The following is a 6,305-nucleotide window of genomic DNA, read 5'->3' on the forward strand; positions in this document are numbered from 1 at the left end:
AGCGTCTCCGCGGCCAGGCCCTCGCGGGTCTGCTGCGACTTCGGCAGGCGTCCCTTGACACCCTCGGGGATGTCGAGGTCCGTGTGGATGTGCGGCGAGCTCGAGTACGTCTCGACCGGGTCGGGGATCCCGATGCCGAGCGCCTTGTCGATCAGGCCCCAGCGCGGCGTGTCGTCCCAGTCGACGAACGTGACGGCCGTGCCCTTGTTGCCCGCGCGGCCCGTACGGCCGGTGCGGTGCAGGTACGTCTTCTCGTCCTCGGGGCACTGGTAGTTGACGACGTGCGTGACGTCCTCGACGTCGATGCCGCGCGCGGCGACGTCGGTCGCGACGAGCACGTCGACCTTGCCGTGGCGGAACGCGCGCAGCGCCTGCTCGCGCGCGCCCTGGCCCAGGTCGCCGTGCAGCGCGCCGGCGGCGAAGCCGCGCTCGTTGAGCTCGTCGGCCACCTTGGCTGCCGTGCGCTTGGTGCGCGCGAACACGATCGTCAGGCCGCGGCCACGTGCCTGCAGGATGCGCGCGAGGAGCTCGACCTTGTCGAGCGCGTGCGCGCGGTACGCGACCTGCTTGATGTTCTTGACGGTCTGGCTGCCGTCGTCGTCGGGGTCCTGCGCGCGGATGTGCGTGGGCTGCGACATGTAGCGGCGGGCCATCGCGACGACCGGGCCGGGCATCGTCGCCGAGAAGAGCATGGTGTGGCGCGTCGCCGGGGTCGCCGCGAGCAGCGTCTCGACGTCGGGCAGGAAGCCCAGGTCGAGCATCTCGTCGGCCTCGTCGAGCACGACGGTGCGCACGTGCGAGAGGTCGAGGTGGCGCTGCTTGAGCATGTCGATCATGCGGCCGGGCGTCCCGACGACGACGTCGACGCCCGAGTTCAGCGCGTCGATCTGCGGCTCGTACGCGCGGCCGCCGTAGACCTGCACGACGCGCACCGCACGCCGCGCGGACGCGGTCGCGAGGTCGCCCGCGACCTGCACCGCGAGCTCACGCGTCGGCACGACGACGAGCGCCTGGGGCTTGCCCGGCGCGCGCAGCTGGTCGTAGCCCTCCTCGTCGCGCGCGACGATGCGGTTGAGCAGCGGGACACCGAAGCCGAGGGTCTTGCCGGTACCGGTCTTGGCCTGGCCGATGATGTCGTGCCCGGACAGCGCGACCGGCAGGGTCATCGCCTGGATGGGGAACGGGTGCGTGATGCCCGCGTCGGCGAGGGCCTGGACGATCTCGGGCCGGACGTCGAAGTCGGCGAACGAGGCGTCCACGGCCTGCACCGACGACGCGGTGCTGACGAGCGGGCGGGTCGAGGGGGCGGCGAGCGCCGAGGCGTGCTCGCTCGTGGGGGCGCTCTCGGGCGCGTCGAGGGTGCCGAGCTCGTCGGCGGGCAGGTGCGTGTTGGTCACGTTGGACTCTTCGGTGCAGGTGGCGGGCACGCGCGGTCCGGGTCGGGCGTCGCCGTCAGGGGACGGGTCGCGCGCGCCGGGCGCTGCGGAGGCGCCACAGGTGGCCGGCAGCCGATCGCGGATTTCGACTCGCGGACGACGCCCCGAGCGGGGCAGTGCGAGATGGTCGTGGCCGACCGGGCAACCGATGTACCCCACCAGCGTAGCCGACGAGCGTGCCGTCCCGGCCGGTGCCGCTCGTCACACGCCGCGTCGCGGCTGGCCCGTCGTGCGCGTGGGTGACGGGCGAGACACCGCCAACCAGGCCACCCGGGCGCGACCCGCTCTACGATCGACGGATGAGCAACGCCGCCGAGCCCACGCCCACCGACGCGCCGTCGACCTCGTCGCCGCAGCCGGCGACCGCGCCCCAGGCCAGCACGGCGGACGTCCTGGAGCTGCTCGGCCTCGTCGCCCAGCTCGAGCACGTGGCGTTCATGCGCCTCGCGTCGGACTGCGCGATCGCGCCCGACGCCGTGCAGGCGCTCGCCCTGTCCCGGTTCGCCGCCGCGGCCGTCGAGCGCCGCGACCGCGTGCTCGCGCGCGTCAGCGAGCTCGGTGCCGACCCGGCCGCGGTCATGGGGCAGTTCGACGACGTGCTCAGCGAGTTCGACGCCCGCACGCAGCCGAGCACGTGGTGGGAGCGGCTGCTCAAGGCGTACGTGGGCTACGGCGTGGCGGACGACTTCTGCCGGCTCGCGGCGCAGGGTCTCGACGACCGCTCGCGCACCGTGGTGCTCGAGGTCCTCGACGACGCGTCGCACGCCGAGCTCGCGGTCGCCGAGCTGGACGCAGCCGGCTCGGGGGACGGGGCGCTCTCGTCGCGGCTCGCGCTGTGGGGCCGCCGGCTCGTCGGTGAGGCGCTCGGCACGGTGCAGCGACTGCTCACGCAGCGCCCCGGCCTGGAGCGCCTCGTGCACGCGGGCTCGGTGCAGGAGCCGGATCAGTCCGACGCCGCCCAGCAGGCACAGGTGACCGGTGCGGCCACGCCCAACGCGCCCGCGAAGATCTTCGGCGAGCTCACCGCGCAGCACACGCGTCGCATGAGCCGCCTGGGCCTCACAGCCTGATCGTCCGGCCCCTCGGGGCACGAGCGGTCGTCGGCGGGAGCCCGCCCGAGGGTCCTCGGACGAGCCCCGCCGCAGCGCCCGTCAGATGGAGCCGAAGCCCACGCGCGGCTTGGTCTCGGCGCCGATCTCGACGTACGCGAGCGTCGCGGTCGGCACGACCACGCGACGGCCCTTGCTGTCCGTGAGCTCGAGCGCGGACTTGCCGGCGAGAGCGGCGGCGATCGCGGCGGACACCTCGTCGGCCGTCTGGTCGCTCTCCAGGGCGATCTCCCGCGTCACGTTCTGCACGCCGATCGTGATCTCCACGCCGTTCCTCCCGTCGTCGGCCACCGCGGCCGTACGCCGACGATCCTAGGCCGGTGCGCCGCGCGGCTCGCGCGTGTCCGCGACCAGCGAAAACCGGTGGGTTCGCCGCCTCGTCGTCGGCCCGCGTCCGCGCGTCAGCGGCGCGACGTCACTCGTCGTACTCGAGGTCGGGGCGCAGCAGGCCCTGGACGCCCGCCCACGCGAGCCGCGTCACCAGGTCGACCGCGTGCTCGGGGTCAGGTGCGTCCGGGCTGCGCAGGCGGTGCGTGGCCGCACCCTGCGCGAGCGAGATCAGCGAGACCGCGACGACCGTGCAGTCCTGCGGCGGCAGCCCCGTCACGCGCTCGAGCACCGCGGCGCACCGCTGTGCGGCCACCGACGACGCGTGCTCGACCCGCGCGCGCACGTCGTCGTCGTGCGTCACGTCGGACTCGAACAGCAGGCCCGAGGACTCGCCCGCGACCTCGACGAAGGTCATGTAGGCCCGCACGATCGCGGCGATGACCGCCTGACCGTCCCCGCGGTGCACCGGACCCTGCTCGATCGGCTGCACGGCCTCCTCGACCGCGCCCAGCAGGTCGGCACCGCACCGGTCGACGACCGCGAGGTAGAGGTCGAGCTTCGAGGGGAAGTGGCGGTACAGGACCGGCTTGCTCACGAGCGCGCGGTCCGCGATGTCGTCCATCGAGACGTGGTGGAAACCCTCGATCGAGAACAGCTCCTGCGCGATCGCGAGGACCTGAGCACGCCGCTCGCCGCCCGACATCCGCACGCTGCGCGGACGAGGCGTCGAGGCGTTCGAGTGCTCGGCCATGCGGCGCATGCTAGCCATCGAACGTTTCATCAGTGCGACGATGTCCGTATGAGCCCCGCGACCGTGCACCGATCGGGTGACCCGCGCCGCGGCGGTGGACCCACCCGGAGGTCGCGGCGCGTCGCCGCGCGCACCCGTCGTCGGGGTCTGGCCGCGCTGGTCACCGCGACGGCGCTCGTCGCCGGGGCCGGGACGGGATGGGCCGTGGCGGGCTCGTCGCGCGCGGGATCCGCAGCGGTGGCGAGCATCGCCGAGGCGACCTCGCTCGTGGTGGCCGACGACGTGCAGCGGGTGCGCTCGTCCGCGGTCGCGCGCGGCGACGGCCACCGTGACGTCCCGACCGAGCTCCCGACGCCCGTGGCGGCGCCGTCCGACCTCGACGCGTCGCTCAGCGCGGGACGCGAGCCGGTCCCGGCCGTGACGCTGCCGCCGGGGCTCACCGCCGACGACCTCGCGGCCGGGCTGCTGGGGCGCGACGTGCCCGTGAGTGCGTCGGGTGATCTCGTCGTCGTGCCGGGGTCCGCGAGCGGGCCGGGCACCGGCGCGGTCAAGCGCGTGCGGGTCGAGGTCGAGGGCGGGCTCGCGGTCGACGGCGAGCGGTTCGCGGCGTTCGTCATGGCGACGCTGAACGACCCGCGCGGCTGGGGGGCCGACGGCTCGGTGTCGTTCGACCGCACCGACTCCGACGCCGACCTGCGCGTGGTGCTCGCCTCGCCGGACCTCGTCGACGAGCTGTGCGCGCCGCTGGCGACCAACGGCAAGGTCTCGTGCGGCCGCAACGGGCACGCGGTGCTCAACCTGCTGCGCTGGGTCGAGGGGTCGCCGGCGTACGGCGACGCGCTCTCGCCGTACCGGAACTACCTCGTGAACCACGAGGTCGGGCACCTGCTCGGCCACCCGCACCAGCGGTGCCCCGGCCCGGGTCAGGTCGCACCGCTCATGCAGCAGCAGTCGTACAGCGTCACCCCGTGCACGCCGAACCCCTGGCCGCACCCCGAGAGCTAGTGCGCGGCTCGAGTGAGTGGTGCCCGTGCTGCGGTCTGGGTGAGCGGTGCCGGTGCGGTCGGTGTGGGTGGGGCGTGATGGGATGCGGGGCGTGACCACGAACGCGCCCGTGCTGCGCCGGCCCGCGTTCGCGGACGGGCCCGGCTGGGGCCCCGGCGCGTCGGTCGAGCTGGACGAGGTGCAGCGGGCCGCGGTCGCGTGGGCGCGTGACGTGGGCGCCGGCCGTGCCGGGGCGGACGACGAGCGCGCGCTCCTGGTCCTCGGCGCACCCGGCACCGGTCGGTCGACGGTCGCGCTCGAGGCCGCGGTCGCCGCGGTGCACGCGGGCCTGCGCCCCGACGAGCTCCTGGTGCTCGCGGCGACGCGACGCGGTGCGGCGGACCTGCGGGACCGGCTCGCGGCGCGCTTACCGGTCACGTCCGGCCGGCCCCTGGTCCAGACTCCCGCAGCGGCAGCGTTCGCGGTGCTCCGAGCGCGTGCGGTCTGGCTCGGGGAGCACCCACCCACGCTCGTGTCCGGCCCCGAGCAGGACCTGGTGCTCGCCGAGCTGCTCGCAGGGCACGCGGCCGGTGAGGGCGCGGCGATCGACTGGCCGCCCCGTGTGCGCGCCGAGGCACTCGGTGTGCGCGCCTTCCGCGACGAGCTGCGCGACCTGCTGATGCGGGCCGCCGAACGCGGGCTGGGGCCGGCCGAGCTCGACGCGCTCGGCCGCGAGCACGGCCGGCCGCAGTGGTCGGCGGCCGCGCAGGTCTACACCGAGTACCTCGACGTGCTCGACCTGCGTGCGGGCACGCCCGATGCGGGGACGCGTCTCGACCCCGCGGTCGTCGTGGCCGAGGCGGCGCGCGTGCTCGCGTCGTGGGAGCGGGACGTCCCGGGTGCGCGCGCGCCGGGCTGGCGGCTGGTCGTCGTGGACGACCACCAGGAGAGCACCTCGGCCACCGCGGCGTTCCTGTCGGTCCTGGCGGACCGCGGCGCACGCCTGCTCCTGACGGCGGACCCGGACACCGCCGTGCAGACGTTCCGCGGCGCCGAGCCGTCGCTCGTCGCACGGTCCACGTCGCCGCGCGGGCCGGGCGTGGGCGAGCTGGGCGCGCGACGGCTCGTCCTGCCGGTCGCGTGGCGGCACGCCGGCGCGCTGCGCACAGTCGTCGAGCGCGTCGCCGACCGGATCGGCACGGTCGGCGTCGCCGCGCACCGCAGGCCGGCTCCCGGCCGACCCACGGATCCGGCATTGCCCGAGGCCGTGCGGGTCGCGATCCTGCCGAGCGGTGCGCAGGAGGCCGCGTTCGTGGCGCGCGAGCTGCGGCGTGCGCACCTGCACGACGGGGTCGCGTGGGAGCGGATGGCCGTGATCGCACGCTCGGGTGCGCAGGTGACCGCGCTGCGGCGCGCGCTCGCCGGCGCCGCCGTCCCGGTCACCGTCCTCGGCAGCGACGTGCCCCTGCGCGACGAGCCGGCGGTACGGCCCCTGCTGGACGCGATGGCCGTGGCGTGCGGGACGGCCGAGCTCGACGCGGTGCTCGCGGCCCGGCTCGCGTGCTCGCCCTTGGGCGCGCTCGATCCCGTCGGCCTGCGCCGCGCACGGCGCGCGCTGCGGGCCGAGGAGCTCGCGGGCGGCGGTGGTCGCACGAGCGACGCGTTGCTCGTCGAGGTGCTCGACGAACCCGGGCG

Annotated in this window: 6 protein-coding genes; 3 read left to right on the forward strand and 3 right to left on the reverse strand. The window is 75.4% G+C overall.

Going from position 1 to position 6,305, the window contains the following annotated elements; all coding sequences use genetic code 11:
* Window positions 1–1,397: DEAD/DEAH box helicase (locus CWIS_RS06620; RefSeq protein WP_369796502.1), on the reverse strand; the 1,397-nt coding region annotated here is incomplete at its 3' end.
* 338 nt (window positions 1,398–1,735) lie between these two features.
* Here CWIS_RS06620 and CWIS_RS06625 point away from each other — a divergent pair.
* On the forward strand, window positions 1,736–2,506 hold the full coding sequence (locus CWIS_RS06625) for a ferritin-like fold-containing protein (protein ID WP_048342479.1): 771 nt from the start codon (window positions 1,736–1,738) through the stop codon (window positions 2,504–2,506).
* Between the two features lie 81 nt (window positions 2,507–2,587).
* On the opposite strand, the gene CWIS_RS06630 is transcribed toward CWIS_RS06625, so the two are convergent.
* Both CWIS_RS06630 and CWIS_RS06635 read right to left on the reverse strand, forming a co-directional pair.
* Window positions 2,588–2,812: a DUF3107 domain-containing protein gene (locus tag CWIS_RS06630; RefSeq protein WP_048342481.1), complete on the reverse strand. Its 225-nt coding sequence runs from the start codon at window positions 2,810–2,812 to the stop codon at window positions 2,588–2,590.
* A 148-nt stretch (window positions 2,813–2,960) separates the two neighbouring features.
* The gene (locus CWIS_RS06635; RefSeq protein ID WP_053071590.1) at window positions 2,961–3,626 is read right to left on the reverse strand and encodes a TetR/AcrR family transcriptional regulator; all 666 of its coding nucleotides are present in this window, start codon (window positions 3,624–3,626) and stop codon (window positions 2,961–2,963) included.
* 48 nt (window positions 3,627–3,674) lie between these two features.
* Here CWIS_RS06635 and CWIS_RS17525 point away from each other — a divergent pair, with 48 nt between their 5' ends.
* Window positions 3,675–4,631, forward strand: coding sequence for a DUF3152 domain-containing protein (locus CWIS_RS17525; RefSeq protein ID WP_053071591.1), 957 nt, complete (start codon window positions 3,675–3,677; stop codon window positions 4,629–4,631).
* A 91-nt stretch (window positions 4,632–4,722) separates the two neighbouring features.
* Window positions 4,723–6,305: UvrD-helicase domain-containing protein (locus CWIS_RS06645; RefSeq protein ID WP_231583699.1), on the forward strand; the 1,583-nt coding region annotated here is incomplete at its 3' end.

It is taken from the genome of Cellulomonas sp. A375-1 (assembly GCF_001040865.1).
GTDB lineage: Bacteria > Actinomycetota > Actinomycetes > Actinomycetales > Cellulomonadaceae > Cellulomonas > Cellulomonas gelida.

Coding starts and splice junctions, on each gene's coding strand:
- CWIS_RS06625 (WP_048342479.1), top strand. CDS start 1,736: ATGAGCAACGCCGCCGAGCCCACGCCCACCGACGCGCCGTCGACCTCG.
- CWIS_RS06635 (WP_053071590.1), bottom strand. CDS start 3,626: ATGGCCGAGCACTCGAACGCCTCGACGCCTCGTCCGCGCAGCGTGCGG.
- CWIS_RS17525 (WP_053071591.1), top strand. CDS start 3,675: ATGAGCCCCGCGACCGTGCACCGATCGGGTGACCCGCGCCGCGGCGGT.